Source organism: Bacillus cereus group sp. BfR-BA-01347 (genome assembly GCF_022663835.1).
GTDB classification, from domain to species: domain Bacteria; phylum Bacillota; class Bacilli; order Bacillales; family Bacillaceae_G; genus Bacillus_A; species Bacillus_A thuringiensis_K.
Genome location: NZ_JAKUGG010000002.1, coordinates 128,144 through 144,080, shown reverse-complemented (window position 1 = coordinate 144,080; position 15,937 = coordinate 128,144). Strand labels below are relative to the sequence as shown.

The window sequence follows — 15,937 nt, the reverse complement described above, 5'->3', positions numbered from 1 at the left end:
AAATGAGGGAGATTCGTGAAATTACTAGATTTATTATCAAAAGGAATTGTAATAGGTGATGGTGCGGTTGGGACGTTATTGCATTCACATGGTTTGCAAAGTAGTTTTGAAGAATTGAATGTATCTGATCCAGACTTAATTATATCAATTCATAAACAATATGTAGCTGCTGGAGCAGATGTAATTCAAACGAATACGTATGGAGCAAATGAGGCGAAATTACGTATGTATGGTTTAGAAAATCAAGTTACAGAAATTAATAGAGCGGCAGTAAAACTGGCGAAAGCATCTGTGGCAGATAAAAATGCAATTTTAGGAACAATCGGTGGTATGAAACATATCGGAGCTGTTACAACGACTGATATGGAAAGAGAGTTTATGTTACTTGAACAGGCGGAGGCTTTACTAGAAGAACAGGTTGATGGATTACTATTAGAAACTTTTTACGATGAATTTGAATTACTTCATGCCGTTAAAGTATTGCGTAAGCAAACGAATATTCCAATTGTTGCTCAATTAGCGTTACATGAAGCAGGTACGACTCAAAATGGAAATGATGTCAATGAAATATTAAAGCAACTTATAGATTACGGTGCAAATGTTGTTGGATTGAATTGTCAACTAGGGCCGCTTCATATGACGGAAGCTTTCAAAATGATATCGATTCCGCAAAATGGCTATTTATCAGCATACCCAAATGCAGGTCTCCCGAATTATGTGGAGGGACGTTACGTATATGAGGGAAGCCCAGCTTATTTCGAAGCGATGACACCGAGATTTATTGAGCAAGGTATTCGGTTATTGGGTGGTTGTTGTGGTACGACTCCAGAACATATTCAAAGTATGAAGCGCGCTGTTGCGAATATTACCCCTGTAATAGAAAAAGACACGATTCAAAGGCCGAAAGTCGTTCATACGCATGAGAAACGCTCGAAGGCTCACGTCACTCTAGCAGAGAAAGCGAAAAAACAAACGACAGTTGTAGTGGAATTAGATCCACCGAAAACGTTAGATACACAGCGTTTTTTTGAAGGAGCAAGAGCGTTAAAAAGAGCGGGAGCAGATGCTATTACTCTAGCAGATAATTCATTAGCATCACCTCGTGTTTCTAATATGGCAATGGGTGCGTTATTAACGAAGCATGATATCCCGGTATTGACGCATTTAACGTGTAGAGATCATAACGTCATTGGACTACAATCTCATTTGTTAGGTTTATCGGCGTTAGGGATGGAAGAAGTGTTAGCTTTAACTGGTGATCCAGCGCGCGTTGGTGATTTTCCCGGTGCCACTTCTGTATATGATTTATCCTCTATTGAGCTTATTAAAATGATTAAAGAAATGAACGGTGGACGTTCAATTTTAGGGAAATCAATTGGACCGGCGACAAGGTTTTCTGTAGGCGGCGCATTTAATCCTCATGTAAGGCACTTAAAAGCAGCGGTTAAGCGGATGGAACGAAAAATAGATGCTGGAGCGGAGTATTTTTTAACTCAGCCAATTTATGATATCAAGTTAATTGAAGAAGTGTATGAAGCGACAAAGCATTTGGAACAACCTATTTTTATTGGAATTATGCCGTTAGTAAGTAAGCGGAATGCAGATTTTCTTCATTTTGAGGTGCCGGGTATTACTCTTCCTGAAGAAATAAGAGAGAGAATGGATGGACATGAAACGAAAGAGGCAGCAATTGAGGAAGGGATTCGCATTTCACAAGAATTGATTGACGCAGCGATGAAATATTTTAATGGTATTTATCTTATTACACCATTTTTAAAGTATGAAATTACAGAACATCTTGTTAAATATGTAAGAGAAAAGCAAGAAGTGAAAGAAGGTATTAATTGATGAAGTGTATAGAAGAAAAATTAAAAAATAGCATTTTAATATTAGATGGTGCAATGGGGACAATGATTCAGCAAGAGGATTTAACTGCTGAAGATTTCGGAGGGGAAGAGTACGAGGGCTGTAATGAATATTTAGTAGAAACAAGACCAGACGTTATTTTAAAGATTCATAAAACTTATATTGAAGCTGGAGCGGATATTATTGAAACAAATACATTTGGGGCAACGAATATTGTACTAAGTGATTATGAGCTGTCTCATTTAGATGAAGAACTAAATGAAAAGGCAGCACTTTTGGCGAAGCAAGCTGTTAAAGAAAGCGGGAAGGAAGTATATGTTGCGGGAGCGATGGGACCAACAACGAAAGCAATTAGTGTTACTGGTGGTGTGACTTTTGAAGAATTGATTGAGGCTTATACAAGGCAAGCACGAGGATTATTAAAAGGAGAAGTTGATGTATTACTCGTTGAGACGAGTCAAGATATGCGTAACGTGAAAGCAGCTTATATTGGAATTCAAGCTGCATTTGAAGAACTGAAAAAAACGGTTCCTATTATGATTTCAGGAACGATTGAGCCAATGGGAACGACTCTGGCTGGGCAAACAATTGAAGCTTTTTATTTATCAGTAGAACATATGAAACCATTATCTGTTGGGTTAAACTGTGCGACTGGTCCGGAGTTTATGAGGGACCATATTCGTTCACTATCTGATTTATCGGAGTGTTACATTTCTTGTTATCCAAATGCAGGTCTTCCTGATGAAGATGGACATTACCATGAATCTCCATCTTCTCTTGCTGAAAAGGTGAAGCGATTTGCTGAAGAAGGATGGGTTAATATTATTGGTGGTTGTTGTGGCACGACACCAGAACATATAAAAGCAATGAAATCCGCGCTAGCACCTCTTAAGCCTCGTGACCATCATGAGAGAGAAGGGCATGGAGTTAGTGGATTAGAAGCACTGCAATATGATGAGTCTATGAGACCGTTATTTGTGGGTGAAAGAACGAATGTTATTGGGTCACGTAAATTTAAACGATTAGTAGCAGAAGGGAAATTTGAAGAGGCTGCTGAAGTGGCAAGAGCGCAAGTGAAGAAAAATGCTCATATTATTGACATTTGTATGGCAGATCCTGATCGCGATGAAATAGAAGATATGGAAAACTTCTTAGCAGAAGTTACGAAAGTTTTAAAAGTACCGATTATGATTGATTCAACAGATGAAAATGTGATGGAGCGAGCTCTTACTTATATTCAAGGAAAAGCTGTTATTAATTCAATTAATTTAGAAGATGGAGAAGAACGATTTAAAAAAGTGACACCGCTTCTTCAGAAGTATGGTGCCGCTATAGTTGTAGGAACAATTGATGAAGACGGTATGGCGGTTAGTGCGGAAAGAAAGATAGAAATTGCGAAAAGAAGCTATGAATTACTTACAAAGAAGTATGGGATACGCCCGTCAGATATTATTTTTGATGCACTTGTGTTTCCAGTAGGGACAGGTGATGAAGAATATATTGGTTCAGCGGCAGCGACTATAGAAGGAATTCGCCTTATTAAAGAAGCGTTACCAGAGTGTTTAACGATTTTAGGTGTAAGTAACATATCATTTGGTTTACCACCGGCTGGACGTGAAGTATTAAATTCAGTTTTTTTATACCATGCTACGAAAGCAGGATTAGATTACGCGATTGTGAATACGGAAAAATTAGAACGCTATGCGTCGATTCCAGAGGAAGAAAAACGACTTGCAGATGCATTACTGTTTGAAACGACGAAAGAGACATTGGAAGAATTTACAAATTTTTACCGAGTTGCTAAAAAGAAAGATGTCGTTGTGCAAGAAACGTTAACGCTTGATGAAAGACTAGCAAATTATATTGTAGAAGGTACGAAACAAGGATTACACGAGGATTTAAGTCTTGCACTTGAAGAAGGAAGAAAACCTCTTGATATTATTAACGGTCCGCTTATGACAGGGATGGACGAGGTAGGACGACTATTTAATAATAATGAACTTATTGTTGCTGAAGTATTGCAAAGTGCCGAAAGTATGAAAGCCGCTGTAAGCTATTTAGAGCCACATATGGAATCTAGTGATAGTGCGAAAAAAGGGAAAGTGTTATTAGCAACTGTAAAAGGTGACGTGCATGATATTGGGAAAAATCTCGTTGAAATTATTTTAGCGAATAACGGATATGAGATTATTAATTTAGGAATTAATGTACGTTCGGATCGAATTGTTCAAGAAGTACAAGAAAAGAAGCCAGACATTATAGGTCTTTCAGGTTTATTAGTAAAATCAGCGCAACAAATGGTAACGACTGCTGAAGATTTAAAAGCAGCAAATATTGATGTGCCCATTGTTGTAGGTGGTGCAGCGTTAACGAGAAAGTTTACAGATAATCGGATTTCACCATCATATAAAGGGCTCGTTTGTTATGCGAGTGATGCGATGACGGGGCTCGATATTATTAATAAGCTTCAAAAAGAAGAAGAGCGTGAGAAGATGAAACAGGATAAAAAAGAACGTCATCTTCATATCGTAAAAAAAGAGGAGAAGAAAGTAGAAATTCCAGCAGTAATTGAGCTATTACCGAAGGCTGAAGTTATCGTGCCTGATTCAACAAAACGAATTGTATTACGCGATATTCCGGCCCTTCATCTCGCCCCATTTTTAAATAGACAAATGCTACTTGGGCATCACCTTGGATTAAAAGGAAATGTGAAGAAGCTTTTGAAAGAGGGAGATAAGAGAGCGCATGAATTAAATGATTTAATAGATGAATTATTGCAGGAAGGACAATCTTGGTTAAAGCCGAAAGCAGTGTATCAATTTTTCCCAGCGCAAAGCGACGGACAAAACATTGTAATATATGATCCAGAAGATCATACGCGTGTTATAGAGCGTTTCACATTCCCTAGACAAGGAAAGGCCCCCTATCGTACTTTAAGTGATTATTTGCGCCCAATTGGAGATGAGATGGACTATGTTGCTTTCTTATCTGTTACGGTTGGGGAAGGAGTTCGGGACATTGCTGAAGAGTGGAAGGGGAAAGGTGATTACTTACGTAGTCATGCCATTCAATCGTTAGCGCTTGAATTAGCAGAAGGACTTGCTGAAAAAACACATATGCTCATTCGTGATCGCTGGGGCATTCCGGACTCACCTGAACTGACGATGGAAGAACGTTTCCGTACGAAATATAGAGGAATACGTGTGTCATTTGGTTATCCAGCGTGTCCAGAACTTGCAGATCAAGAAAAGCTATTTCGCTTAATTCATCCAGAGGAAATAGGTATTTCATTAACAGAAGGATTCATGATGGAGCCAGAAGCATCCGTAACGGCTATGGTATTTTCTCACCCTGAGGCAAGATATTTTAGTGTATTATAGTCTTGAAGGGGGAGACGTATGAAGAAAATAGTCTTTACAGGTGGCGGTTCGGCAGGACATGTAACACCTAATTTAGCCATTATCCCATATTTACAGGAAGACAACTGGGATATCTCTTATATTGGTTCTCATCAAGGTATTGAGAAAACGATTATAGAAAAGGAAGGCATTCCCTACTATAGTATTTCGAGTGGAAAGCTACGTCGTTATTTTGATTTGAAAAATATAAAAGATCCTTTTCTTGTAATGAAGGGTGTTATGGATGCGTATGTAAGGATTCGAAAACTAAAACCAGATGTGATTTTTTCAAAAGGCGGTTTCGTATCTGTACCAGTCGTAATTGGAGGATGGCTAAATAGAGTACCAGTTTTATTACATGAATCTGATATGACGCCAGGACTAGCAAATAAAATTGCGCTTCGTTTTGCTTCGAAAATATTTGTTACATTTGAAGAAGCAGCGAAACATTTACCGAAAGAAAAAGTAATATATACGGGATCTCCTGTACGTGAAGAAGTGCTGAAGGGAAATCGTGAAAAAGGTTTAGCATTTTTAGGTTTTTCACGTAAAAAGCCAGTTATTACGATTATGGGGGGCAGCTTGGGCGCGAAAAAAATTAATGATACGGCTCGAGAAGCATTACCAGAACTTCTTAACAAGTATCAAATTGTTCACCTTTGCGGAAAAGGTAACCTTGACGAAAGTTTACAAAATAAAGATGGATATAGACAATTTGAATATGTACATGGAGAACTGCCAGATATATTAGCGGTAACAGATTTTGTTATTTCACGCGCGGGCTCCAACGCAATTTTTGAATTTTTAACATTACAAAAGCCGATGGTTTTAATTCCATTATCGAAATTTGCAAGCCGTGGAGATCAAATATTAAATGCAGAGTCCTTTGAAAGGAAAGGGTATGCCTCCGTATTATATGAAGAAGATGTAACTGTAAAATCTCTTATAAAGTATGTCGAAGAATTGAATCAAAATAATGAGAAGTATAAAACAGCACTAAAAAAATATAATGGAAAAGAAGCAATTAAAACAATCATTCAAAATATTTCAGAGGCATGATGAAACAATCATGCCTCTTTTAGTAGGGTGAAAGATTCCAAGAATTGATATTTTTATGTTACAATAAAGTGAAACTTTAATCAGTTGGGTGCATCCCACATCTAACTTCTTTACTTTTACTGAATTTTGAGGAGGGAGTCTTACTGCCCTCAAATAGCGGGATAACAAATGGGTTAATAGGGAAATTCCAATTAATGAAGCGTGAAAATACGAATGGATTAGGAGTGACTGTGTTGGAGCTAAGTCTCTATGAAAATACTGCACTTATTATATGCTTTGTGTTGTACGTTGGTAGTGTTATTGTTTATATTTCAAGGAAATTTTCGCAAGAAAGAGAGCTTGAAAAGTCAGAGATAACAGCTGAACTAGAAATGTTAGCTGATGAAAGTTATAAAAAACAAAAAATAAAAGAAGACCATGAAGCATCCCATCATTTAAACGCAAATAAGTTTTAAAGATGGGGATTTTTTTTGAAGTTGTTCTTTATTATAGCTATAACAAATAACGCTAAAAAGGAGTTTCCCCATACATAATGAAGGAGTGTATATAAATGAATTTTTATATCGCCTCAGGTTTCCAAAATAAACATCTTGTACGTTCCGTAGCAAATGAACTGAAACATGCAGGATGGCACCATACATATGATTGGACAAAAAACGAAAGAGTAGCGAATGAAGAACAATTAAGAGAAATTGGTCAGGCAGAACAAAACGCTGTAAAAAAAGCGGATGTATTTTTACTTATATTAGATGGCGGAAACGGGAGCCATACAGAGTTTGGAATGGCGATTGCACTAGAGAAAACGATATATGTATATCAGGCAGAAAACCCGCTCCAAACAACGTTCTATCACTTGCCGGAAATAAATATTTTTGAAGGAGATGTAGCTGAGTTTGCATCTTATGTTATGAATCATATGAAATAATAGTAACTACCTAAAAGGTTATAAAAGTGATCTTTTGGGTACAGTGATGATAAGAAACGTATATAAAGGAGTACATAATATGAAATTAGAAAATGGATGGGAAACGAGCTTTTTAGAAGTCGTACAAAATAGTGAATTTAAGAAAGAGGCACTTCTTAGTCAATTGCTTTGTCAGGATAGTGAAGAAGTAGAAGAGCTTGTGGATGATTACGGCTACGAAGAACTTGTTGAACGTGAACATGATGATGAGTTAGCTGAAATCTTAGGAGAAGAACTTTTTAGTGAGATGGAACGCCAAGTATTCTTATCTTCAAACCCAGAAGAAAAACTTATTTCATTCGTCAATGGATTAGGTTTTCATGTGCTAGATTGGATAGTTCTTCTTGAAACAGAATTTGGCATTGATAGTGCAAGCTTTACATCAGATGCTGTGAAGGTGTTAGAAAAGCGTTTCAGACAATTTCCATACATAGAGGACAAGACAATTTTTGATATGACATTTGGAGAATCGATGGATGTATTAGAATCTGTTACAGGATTACAACTAAAGGAAAAGATGAACGTATAATGAAAAAAGAACGTGATTGGATCACGTTCTTTTTTACATAATAATAATTTTATCATCTAGTTTTGTCTGCCCGGTAAGAAGTGCGTTTAAATATTCCACTTTTCTTATACAAGCTTGTATATGTCTTTCAATCTCTTGTAACTCTGCTTGGTGATGTGTTTCAATTGGATGAATTTGTACGTTGAATTTTTCAAATTGACTACTATATGTTATTTCTGCATAGCCGCTCATAATATCGGTTTCGTTATGAAATAAAAATTGCTTCGTTTTGTCACAGAATGATACATCCTGAAAGCCATATACTTTTAATGCTTCAATTACTTTTTTAATCATTTTTGTATTCATTTTTTAACCCTCTTTGCGAAGTTCTACTTATATATTATAACATAAAAAATTACATAGAAAGCGCTTCCAAATGTATTTTATTATAAACTTTACGTTTCAATCACAAAAATGAAACAAAGAAAAAATAATTGTAAAGAAGGAAGGACTCTTTTATTGTTTCGTCATATATATAGAGAAATAGTGCAATGAAAGGAAATTTTCCGAGGTGGAGATCGTATTTCCAATTTGAGCGCAGTAAAAGAGGTGAGAATCTTGAACTTTGATATTGTAGGACAAAAAGCATATATAAAAGATGGACCGCATCGGAACCGAATTGGAATTGTAAAGAAAAACAAGACAAAATTAGCATCGCAGTTTGCTATTGTAATTGGAGAACAAATCATTGATGTAGAGCTAAAGGATATCGTGTTAGTTGGAGTAGACGTAGGACAATTTCATAAATGGTGCGAACAAAATGGTTATTTGTGAAAAGGACGGGCTGTGAGATAATGAAATATATTTGAGGAAAGAGGATATGTTATTGTATTCTCTTTTTCTATGTTTAAGGAGGCGAAAATGAAATATAAAGAACAGGAGTTTACGTTGGAGTTAAAAGAGAACATTCAATGTATGGAGAAGGAAATAGAGCGAATATCACTTAAACTGCATAAAGAGTATTCGCATTTATACATAGAAAAACACATGGAATTAGATATGGGATTTGCAAGAGAAAAAGAGAATCCCTTTGAGGTGGGTTATTATTCATCAGTTGCTATAGCTATATTAGATGAAGAAAAAGAGATGATTGAATTTCATAATATTCTAATTTGGAAATGCGAAAGAATCTTTTTAGGAATGCCAATTCAATCAAACATTTTGGGGAGTAAGAAAGTAGGGGAACTCGCTGATGAATCTTGTTATGAGATTGAGGAAGAGTTAAAAGAGCAACTAGAAGAATACTTGGAGTGATAATTCTCAAGATAAAATCTATAAAGAGGGAACGGAATAAAAAAGACGCTAACAATTGTATGTTAGCGTCTTTTTTCATTATGAAGCAATTTCACCAGTTTTTGTATCATCTTGATTGTACGTATCTTGATCTAATTCACCAAGCCATTTACTTGAAATAAGACCTGCTGTCATAGAACCACTTACGTTAAGAGCTGTACGCCCCATATCGATTAATGGCTCAACCGAGATAACTAGAGCAACAATACCGATTGGTAAGTTCATCGTAGATAGTACGATTAAAGCTGCGAATGTTGCGCCGCCACCAACTCCGGCAACACCGAATGAGCTAATAGCAACAACAGCGATTAAAGTTAAAATAAATTGTGGTTGTAATGGATCAATTCCTACAGTTGGAGCGACCATCATTGCAAGCATTGCTGGATAAATACCTGCGCAACCGTTTTGTCCGATAGATACCCCAAATGAAGCTGCGAAGTTTGCAATTCCTTCGGAAATACCAAGCTTTTCTTTTTGAGCTTCAATATTTAATGGCATCGCACCAGCACTAGAGCGAGATGTGAATGCAAAAGTTAGTACAGGGAACACTTTTTTCAAATATTGAATTGGATTTAAACCAGACAATGCAATTAATAATAAGTGAATGATAAACATTACGATAAGTGCTACGTAAGAGGCTAACACGAAGTTACCAAGTTTTAAAATAGCATTTATATCGCTACCAGCAACTGTTTTTGCCATAAGAGCTAATACGCCGTATGGAGTAAGGCGTAAAATTAATGTTACCATACGCATTACGATTGCATATACAGCATCAAGCATATTCTTAAATAGCTCTGCTTGTTCTGGATATTTTCGTTTTACACCTATAAAGGCAATGCCGATAAAGGCTGCAAATATTACGACAGAAATTGTTGATGTTGGACGAGCGCCTGTTAAATCAAGAAACGGATTTGTAGGTAATAGCTCTAATAATTTATCTGGAATTGTTGTCTTTTCAATAGAAGTAAATCTTTCTTCAACTAGTTTCAGACGAGCAGATTCTGCATCACCTTGTTGTAGGCCTGTTGCAGATACATCAAATCCTGCACTTGCAGCGATACCGACAGCTGCAGCGATTCCTGTAGTAAGAATTAAAATACCGATAATAAGGCCACTAATTTTACCAAGATTTTTCGTTAACTGTAATTTTGTAAATGCTGAAATAATAGATACTAAAATAAGTGGCATAACGATCATTTGAAGTAATTTTACATAACCGTTACCGATTAAGCCAAACCAAGTATTTGATTCAATAATTACTTTAGAAGTTGGCTCATAAATAAATTGTAATATAAGACCGAATAAAATACCGACTCCTAAAGCGGTAAATACACGTTTATTAAAAGATACATGCTTACGTTGCATATAATATAATACGCCAACTAAGATGAGCATGACTGCAACGTTAATTCCGACAAGCAGTGTATTCATGTTGATTCCCCCTAATTCCAATCTGTTATATAGAATATAAGGTAATAAAACCTATAAGTCAACTAGGAAATTACGGAATTAAAAAAAAGATGGCAAAATGCCATCTTTTAATGTCCAGCTCCAGGCACAAGTAAGAATGTCGTGTAGTATGTAAATCCTATGAAGAAAACAGTTAAATATGCCCCGAATACGTATATATACATACGCTCTGTTAATTTTAAATAGCTTAAAAGTACGAAGAATCCTGTTTGTCCTAAAAATAGTAGTGCGGCCTGTTGCATATCCCCTACGTAAAACATAACCGAGAAAATTCCAGTCCAAAAGCCGAGAACGCGAAACATGCGCTCCATGCCATCTCCCTCCTTTTCTAAAAAAAGTAAACCTCACCTCATTATAGTTTATTTTTCTTACTATTGTAAATATTCGTTCATATAAAAAGAAGCCATTTATAAATGGCTTCTTTTTATATGAGAAATTAAATTGTTAGTTTATAATTACAAGATTTACATCCATCTAATAGACTATCATTTCGAGTTAATTCCATGTTAGGGAATAGGATTTCAAAAATTCCTTTCATCATATCTCCGTGCATGTTACAAATTTCAGTTGGGTGATGAACAGCAACTTCCTTAAATGGACAATTGTGTACATCATAGAAAATTTTTGTTCCATCTGCACTTAATTCAAATGCAGGTGATAAGCCAGCTGTTGAGAAAGCTTCTTTTGCAATTTGAACCTTTTGTTCCACTGTTAAAGCATCTTCACTCACATTTAAACGCAGCATATGTTGTTGCATTAATTCTGCCCCAAATTGTTTTCCTGTTTCGTATAGCGCTTTCTCACCAGCAGCGCCAAGGCTAAGTAAAGAATTGAATGCGATTCTTGCTAACAATTGATAATCACGGAATGGAAATTGCAATTGAATAACATCTTCAGATAAGACATATAATCTGCTTGGTCTTCCGCCTTTTCCAGTTTTCTTCGTTTCCGATTTAAGCATATGAACATCTTCTAATTTAGATAAATGTAAACGTGCTACGTTTGGATGAATATCGAATTCATCTGCAATTTCTTGTACCGTTACGTAACTATGTTTTTGCGAAATATATTTATAAATGTAATAACGAGTTGGGTCAGCTAAAACACCTGTAATTTTTAAAGCTTGTTCCATGAGGATCTCCACCTTTATCACTTTATCCAAGATAATAACATTATAATACAGATAAACATAAGTATAGGTAATTTCAGACAATAATTCGGAAATTGTTCATAATTTCACAAACATATTTTTCCTTTTTCTTCTATTGAAAATACAAAAGTCCCAATTTTTATTGCGCATGTTTTCATGCTATATACATAGTGAGGAGGGAAAAGTGATGAATGGGATTGAAATTTTTGCGAATGCAATTTTAAAAGAAGCGTGTAGGGTACAAGCGTCAGATTTACATATTGTGCCCCGGCAGAATGATGTAGCGGTGCAACTACGTATAGGAAAAGATTTAATGACGAGACAGTGTATTGAAAAGGAGTTTGGAGAAAAACTTGTCTCACATTTCAAATTTTTAGCATCTATGGACATAGGAGAGAAACGGAAGCCACAGAATGGTTCGTTGTATTTGCAAATTGATGGACAAGAAGTGTATTTACGCCTTTCAACACTTCCAACAGTATATCAAGAAAGTCTTGTTATTCGCCTCCATTTACAAGCATCTGTTCAGCCCTTATCACATCTTTCGTTATTTCCAAGTACAGCAGCAAAACTACTCTCGTTTTTACGCTATTCACAGGGGCTACTCGTGTTTACTGGACCGACTGGATCTGGGAAGACGACGACAATGTATGCATTATTAGAGGTAATTAGAAAAAAGAAAACACGCCGCATCATTACACTTGAAGATCCGGTTGAAAAAAGAAGTGACGATGTATTACAAATTCAAATAAATGAAAAAGCGGGTCTCACATATGAAACAGGATTAAAGGCTATTTTACGTCATGATCCAGATATTATTTTAGTCGGTGAAATACGTGATGAAGAAACAGCAAAAATAGCTATAAGAGCAAGTTTGACAGGACATTTAGTAATGACAACGCTGCATACGAATGATGCGAAAGGAGCAATCATTCGTTTCATGGATTATGGTATAACGAGGCAAGAGATTGAACAGTCTTTATTGGCTGTGGCTGCACAGCGACTTGTCGAATTGAAGTGTCCGTTTTGCAGAGGAAAGTGCTCAACTTTATGTAAATCAATGAGGCAAGTAAGGCAAGCAAGCATTTATGAGCTACTATATGGATATGAGTTAAAACAAGCGCTTAAAGAAGCAGATGGAGAATGTGTTACTTACAAACATGAGACTTTAGAATCGTCAATACGAAAAGGATATGCTTTAGGTTTTTTAGAAGAAGATGTTTATGTTTAAGAAAACTTGGAGTTTAAGTGATCAAGTAGTATTGTTGAAACGTTTAGGAGAATTATTAGAAAAAGGCTACTCTCTTTTACAAGCATTAGAATTTTTACAGTTTCAATTACCTGTAGAAAAGAAAGTACAATTGCAGGGCATGATTGAGGGGTTAAAAGATGGGAAAAGTCTACACGATTCTTTTCATCAGTTAAAGTTTCATCAGGACATGTTAAGTTATTTATTTTATGCCGAGCAACATGGTGATATTTCTTTTGCTTTGCAACAAGGAAGTGCACTTCTTTATAAGAAAGATAAGTATAGGAGAGACATGATGAAAATAATGCAGTATCCTATGTTTTTGATGTTTTTTTTACTAATCATGCTTTTTATTTTTAAACTTATTTTATTACCTCAGGTTGAAATGGTTTATAGTTCGTTCGGTTCTAATACACCACTACTTACAGAACAAATTCTAAGTGCAATAAAACTGCTACCTTACATTATTTTAACCGCTATTTTAACTGTTATTATTGGATGTAGTTTATATATGTTGTATTTTAGGAAACTTCCACATATTAGACAGGTAAAAATCATGCTTCGTATTCCTCTCATCAAAACATTTCTTATTTTAAAGCATTCACATTATTTTGCTACTCAGTTGAGTGGTTTATTAAATGGTGGACTATCAGTATGCGAAGCTTTAACAATAATGATGGAGCAAAGATATCATCCGTTCTTTCAATATGAAGCGAGCCGGATTGAAAGACAATTAATTGGAGGAGAACAGTTACAATCTATCATTGCTAAAAGTGGGTATTACGAGAAAGAACTTTCTTATGTTATTACCCATGGACAAGCAAACGGCAATTTAGGGATTGAATTAGGTGACTATAGCGATCTTATTATGGAAAAGATGGAACGGAAAATTAAACATATGTTAGTTATCATTCAGCCTATTTTATTTACATGTATTGGAGGAATCGTTGTCCTTATGTATTTAGCGATGATTATGCCGATGTTTCAAATGATGGATTCTATTTAGGGGGCATTTGTATGCAAAATGAGGAAGGATTTACTCTGTTAGAGATGCTATTAGTAATGGTTGTCATAACTATATTATTACTATTAATTATTCCGAATGTAGTTACACAGCGCTCATCGGTCCAAGGAAAAGGGTGTGCAGCTTACGTGAAATCTATAGAAGCGCAAATACAAGTATATCAATTACAACATAATAAAATTCCATCGTTAAAAGAACTGGCAGATGAAAAGTATATTACAGCTGATAAGTGTCCGAATGGCGAATCTATTCATATATCAGATGATGGCACAGTATCAATTAGGGCATTGTGAAACAGCAAGGATTTACTTTTTTAGAAATGTTACTCGTTTTATTTGCTATTTCTGTATTAAGTATAGTTACGTATTTTAGTGTTCATTCCTTATATGAGCGACAAAAAGTTGAACAATTTTTGAGACAGTTTTCAAATGATATTTTATATATGCAGCAATTAGCGATAAACCGTCAAAAGCACTATACATTACGTTGGCATAAAGATAGAAATATGTATGCTATAAAAGAGTCAGGTACAAAGTATTATATCGTCAAGCGAGAGTATGAAGAAGATATACAAATCGATTTGCATACGTTTCCAAATCCGATGACATATAATCCAAGTGGAAATATTAATAGAGGTGGTACGATTATAATTTCGTATAGAAATTATAAATATGAAATTGTATTTCAGCTTGGAAGAGGGAGATTTACGTATCGTGAAATGTCAAAAAGGATCCATAATGGCTGAAATGATTGTATCGTTAAGTGTTTTAATGATGGCTGTATCGTTACTACTACCGCAAACAGCATTAGTTATGCAAGAAAGAAAAAATATACAAATTCGTTATAAGGCATCTGGGTTATTAAAAAAAGAAGCAGCTATATATATGTATGGAAATGAAGAAAAGCGAATAATAGAAAAGAATATAAATGGAATTGTGTATTACACATATTGGGGAGGCAACGAAGTTTGTACCATGTGGAGAGATGTGAAAGACAGAATGATGGAACAATGCTTTTATGTAGGAGAAAAAATAAATTAGAATTTGGTTTTTCATTAATAGAAATGATTGTATGTCTGTTTCTATTATCAATATTTTTTTTGCTCTTTCCCCGCCTACATTTCATTGAAATGGAAAATAAACAGTCGAAAGGGTTAAATGATTGGGAGTGGAATGTGTTTTTAGGTCAAATGCAATTGGAGTTTCGTGAAGTATCATCTGGAGAACAGCTAGCATTTGAAAATGGAGAAAGTATTTTACGATTCCGATCGCGTAATGGGAGTGAAGTATCGTATGAAAAAGAGAATAGTCGTCTTATAAGAAAGGTAAATAGGCGCGGGAGGGAAGTTGTTTTACAAAATATTGGAACGGTTTCTTACAAACTAACACCTCATGTACTCATTATAAATGTGAAAGATACTAGTGGGGAAATATATGAAGGTGTAGTTATGCGATATAGCGAAATAGGAATAAACGTATGAGAAAGCAAAATGGATTTACAATGCCTGGGACGATTATCTTTCTTATTTTATTAACTTCTTTTTTTATATACGAAACAAATATGTTGTTTACAGATAAAAATTTTTATATAGAAATAGAACAAAAGTTTTTACTGGATGAACTACTTAACCGATCTATTACAGATATAAAAAAAGACTTACAGCAACAAGAAAATGAAGGTACATTCTTCTTTCAGTATGAAAAGGGAGAAGCGAGTGGAAATTATGTCTTTGAAAATGATTTAATTCTCGTTGCGTTACAGTGCACACTCAAACAGGAAGCTTTCTATACGGTGAGCTTTCGGTATAGAAAAAAGGATGGAAAAATAGTCGATTGGATAGAAGGATAATATGTAAAAAATACGAAGAAAAACCAGGGATTTCTATTGTAAATT

The 15,937-nt window shown here is 35.3% G+C and carries 19 protein-coding genes; 15 read left to right on the top strand and 4 right to left on the bottom strand.

Going from position 1 to position 15,937, the window contains the following annotated elements:
* The first annotated feature begins 15 nt into the window (after positions 1-15).
* The 6 genes from MR143_RS04060 (at position 16) to MR143_RS04035 (ending at position 7,816) form a co-directional block, all read left to right on the top strand.
* Entirely contained in the window at positions 16-1,848 is a 1,833-nt protein-coding gene (locus tag MR143_RS04060) for a bifunctional homocysteine S-methyltransferase/methylenetetrahydrofolate reductase (RefSeq protein ID WP_000770349.1), read from the top strand.
* Positions 1,848-5,246: a methionine synthase gene (metH, locus tag MR143_RS04055; RefSeq protein ID WP_000649690.1), complete on the top strand. Its 3,399-nt coding sequence runs from the start codon at positions 1,848-1,850 to the stop codon at positions 5,244-5,246. Before MR143_RS04060 ends, metH begins: the two co-directional genes overlap by 1 nt.
* Before the next feature lie 18 nt (positions 5,247-5,264).
* Positions 5,265-6,323, top strand: a complete 1,059-nt coding sequence (gene murG, locus MR143_RS04050; RefSeq protein ID WP_000724778.1) for an undecaprenyldiphospho-muramoylpentapeptide beta-N-acetylglucosaminyltransferase — start codon at positions 5,265-5,267, stop codon at positions 6,321-6,323.
* A gap of 194 nt (positions 6,324-6,517) precedes the next feature.
* Positions 6,518-6,778 carry a DUF3966 domain-containing protein gene (locus MR143_RS04045; protein WP_000817964.1) on the top strand — a complete coding sequence of 87 codons (261 nt, stop codon included), beginning with the start codon at positions 6,518-6,520 and terminating at the stop codon, positions 6,776-6,778.
* Positions 6,779-6,873: 95 nt separating this feature from the next.
* The gene (locus MR143_RS04040; RefSeq protein WP_001012347.1) at positions 6,874-7,248 is read left to right on the top strand and encodes a nucleoside 2-deoxyribosyltransferase; all 375 of its coding nucleotides are present in this window, start codon (positions 6,874-6,876) and stop codon (positions 7,246-7,248) included.
* A gap of 79 nt (positions 7,249-7,327) precedes the next feature.
* Positions 7,328-7,816, top strand: a complete 489-nt coding sequence (locus MR143_RS04035; protein ID WP_000764269.1) for a hypothetical protein — start codon at positions 7,328-7,330, stop codon at positions 7,814-7,816.
* A gap of 33 nt (positions 7,817-7,849) precedes the next feature.
* Here MR143_RS04035 and MR143_RS04030 read toward each other — a convergent pair whose 3' ends face one another.
* Positions 7,850-8,161 (bottom strand): hypothetical protein, encoded by a 312-nt coding sequence (locus MR143_RS04030; RefSeq protein ID WP_001093237.1) that lies wholly within the window; start codon positions 8,159-8,161, stop codon positions 7,850-7,852.
* Positions 8,162-8,413: 252 nt separating this feature from the next.
* Here MR143_RS04030 and MR143_RS04025 point away from each other — a divergent pair, with 252 nt between their 5' ends.
* Both MR143_RS04025 and MR143_RS04020 read left to right on the top strand, forming a co-directional pair.
* A complete protein-coding gene (locus MR143_RS04025) occupies positions 8,414-8,629 on the top strand; it encodes a DUF3912 family protein (protein ID WP_001008332.1) in 216 nt (71 codons plus the stop codon).
* Positions 8,630-8,716: 87 nt separating this feature from the next.
* Positions 8,717-9,109 carry a hypothetical protein gene (locus tag MR143_RS04020; RefSeq protein ID WP_000875397.1) on the top strand — a complete coding sequence of 131 codons (393 nt, stop codon included), beginning with the start codon at positions 8,717-8,719 and terminating at the stop codon, positions 9,107-9,109.
* A 78-nt stretch (positions 9,110-9,187) separates the two neighbouring features.
* On the opposite strand, the gene MR143_RS04015 is transcribed toward MR143_RS04020, so the two are convergent.
* The 3 genes from MR143_RS04015 to MR143_RS04005 form a co-directional block, all read right to left on the bottom strand.
* On the bottom strand, positions 9,188-10,582 hold the full coding sequence (locus MR143_RS04015) for an L-cystine transporter (protein WP_001094346.1): 1,395 nt from the start codon (positions 10,580-10,582) through the stop codon (positions 9,188-9,190).
* A 107-nt stretch (positions 10,583-10,689) separates the two neighbouring features.
* Positions 10,690-10,932: a DUF2626 domain-containing protein gene (locus MR143_RS04010; RefSeq protein WP_000440717.1), complete on the bottom strand. Its 243-nt coding sequence runs from the start codon at positions 10,930-10,932 to the stop codon at positions 10,690-10,692.
* A gap of 125 nt (positions 10,933-11,057) precedes the next feature.
* Positions 11,058-11,753, bottom strand: coding sequence for a helix-turn-helix transcriptional regulator (locus MR143_RS04005; protein ID WP_000434104.1), 696 nt, complete (start codon positions 11,751-11,753; stop codon positions 11,058-11,060).
* Between the two features lie 205 nt (positions 11,754-11,958).
* Here MR143_RS04005 and comGA point away from each other — a divergent pair, with 205 nt between their 5' ends.
* Genes comGA through comGG form a run of 7 tightly spaced genes read left to right on the top strand, consistent with a single transcriptional unit; the run spans position 11,959 to position 15,892 of the window.
* The gene (comGA, locus tag MR143_RS04000) at positions 11,959-13,002 is read left to right on the top strand and encodes a competence type IV pilus ATPase ComGA (protein WP_001013171.1); all 1,044 of its coding nucleotides are present in this window, start codon (positions 11,959-11,961) and stop codon (positions 13,000-13,002) included.
* Positions 12,989-14,026, top strand: a complete 1,038-nt coding sequence (comGB, locus tag MR143_RS03995; protein WP_002164182.1) for a competence type IV pilus assembly protein ComGB — start codon at positions 12,989-12,991, stop codon at positions 14,024-14,026. Before comGA ends, comGB begins: the two co-directional genes overlap by 14 nt.
* A gap of 11 nt (positions 14,027-14,037) precedes the next feature.
* Complete coding sequence (comGC, locus tag MR143_RS03990; RefSeq protein WP_001178685.1) at positions 14,038-14,337, top strand: competence type IV pilus major pilin ComGC; 300 nt, start codon at positions 14,038-14,040, stop codon at positions 14,335-14,337.
* A complete protein-coding gene (gene comGD, locus MR143_RS03985; RefSeq protein ID WP_000813141.1) occupies positions 14,334-14,789 on the top strand; it encodes a competence type IV pilus minor pilin ComGD in 456 nt (151 codons plus the stop codon). The genes comGC and comGD overlap by 4 nt, the downstream gene beginning before the upstream one ends.
* A complete protein-coding gene (locus tag MR143_RS03980; protein WP_000829463.1) occupies positions 14,782-15,084 on the top strand; it encodes a hypothetical protein in 303 nt (100 codons plus the stop codon). Before comGD ends, MR143_RS03980 begins: the two co-directional genes overlap by 8 nt.
* Positions 15,054-15,524 carry a competence type IV pilus minor pilin ComGF gene (gene comGF, locus MR143_RS03975; protein ID WP_000923105.1) on the top strand — a complete coding sequence of 157 codons (471 nt, stop codon included), beginning with the start codon at positions 15,054-15,056 and terminating at the stop codon, positions 15,522-15,524. Before MR143_RS03980 ends, comGF begins: the two co-directional genes overlap by 31 nt.
* Positions 15,521-15,892, top strand: coding sequence for a competence type IV pilus minor pilin ComGG (gene comGG / locus MR143_RS03970; RefSeq protein ID WP_001231319.1), 372 nt, complete (start codon positions 15,521-15,523; stop codon positions 15,890-15,892). The genes comGF and comGG overlap by 4 nt, the downstream gene beginning before the upstream one ends.
* The last annotated feature ends 45 nt before the right edge of the window (positions 15,893-15,937 follow it).

Bases quoted from the DNA above. Each gene is read 5' to 3' on its own strand.
- MR143_RS03980 (WP_000829463.1), top strand. From the start codon at position 14,782: ATGGCTGAAATGATTGTATCGTTAAGTGTTTTAATGATGGCTGTATCG.
- murG (WP_000724778.1), top strand. From the start codon at position 5,265: ATGAAGAAAATAGTCTTTACAGGTGGCGGTTCGGCAGGACATGTAACA.
- MR143_RS04040 (WP_001012347.1), top strand. From the start codon at position 6,874: ATGAATTTTTATATCGCCTCAGGTTTCCAAAATAAACATCTTGTACGT.
- MR143_RS04045 (WP_000817964.1), top strand. From the start codon at position 6,518: ATGAAGCGTGAAAATACGAATGGATTAGGAGTGACTGTGTTGGAGCTA.
- MR143_RS04030 (WP_001093237.1), bottom strand. From the start codon at position 8,161: ATGAATACAAAAATGATTAAAAAAGTAATTGAAGCATTAAAAGTATAT.
- comGF (WP_000923105.1), top strand. From the start codon at position 15,054: ATGCTTTTATGTAGGAGAAAAAATAAATTAGAATTTGGTTTTTCATTA.
- comGG (WP_001231319.1), top strand. From the start codon at position 15,521: ATGAGAAAGCAAAATGGATTTACAATGCCTGGGACGATTATCTTTCTT.
- MR143_RS04020 (WP_000875397.1), top strand. From the start codon at position 8,717: ATGAAATATAAAGAACAGGAGTTTACGTTGGAGTTAAAAGAGAACATT.
- MR143_RS04010 (WP_000440717.1), bottom strand. From the start codon at position 10,932: ATGGAGCGCATGTTTCGCGTTCTCGGCTTTTGGACTGGAATTTTCTCG.
- comGA (WP_001013171.1), top strand. From the start codon at position 11,959: ATGAATGGGATTGAAATTTTTGCGAATGCAATTTTAAAAGAAGCGTGT.
- comGB (WP_002164182.1), top strand. From the start codon at position 12,989: ATGTTTATGTTTAAGAAAACTTGGAGTTTAAGTGATCAAGTAGTATTG.
- MR143_RS04005 (WP_000434104.1), bottom strand. From the start codon at position 11,753: ATGGAACAAGCTTTAAAAATTACAGGTGTTTTAGCTGACCCAACTCGT.
- MR143_RS04015 (WP_001094346.1), bottom strand. From the start codon at position 10,582: ATGAATACACTGCTTGTCGGAATTAACGTTGCAGTCATGCTCATCTTA.
- MR143_RS04035 (WP_000764269.1), top strand. From the start codon at position 7,328: ATGAAATTAGAAAATGGATGGGAAACGAGCTTTTTAGAAGTCGTACAA.
- comGC (WP_001178685.1), top strand. From the start codon at position 14,038: ATGCAAAATGAGGAAGGATTTACTCTGTTAGAGATGCTATTAGTAATG.
- metH (WP_000649690.1), top strand. From the start codon at position 1,848: ATGAAGTGTATAGAAGAAAAATTAAAAAATAGCATTTTAATATTAGAT.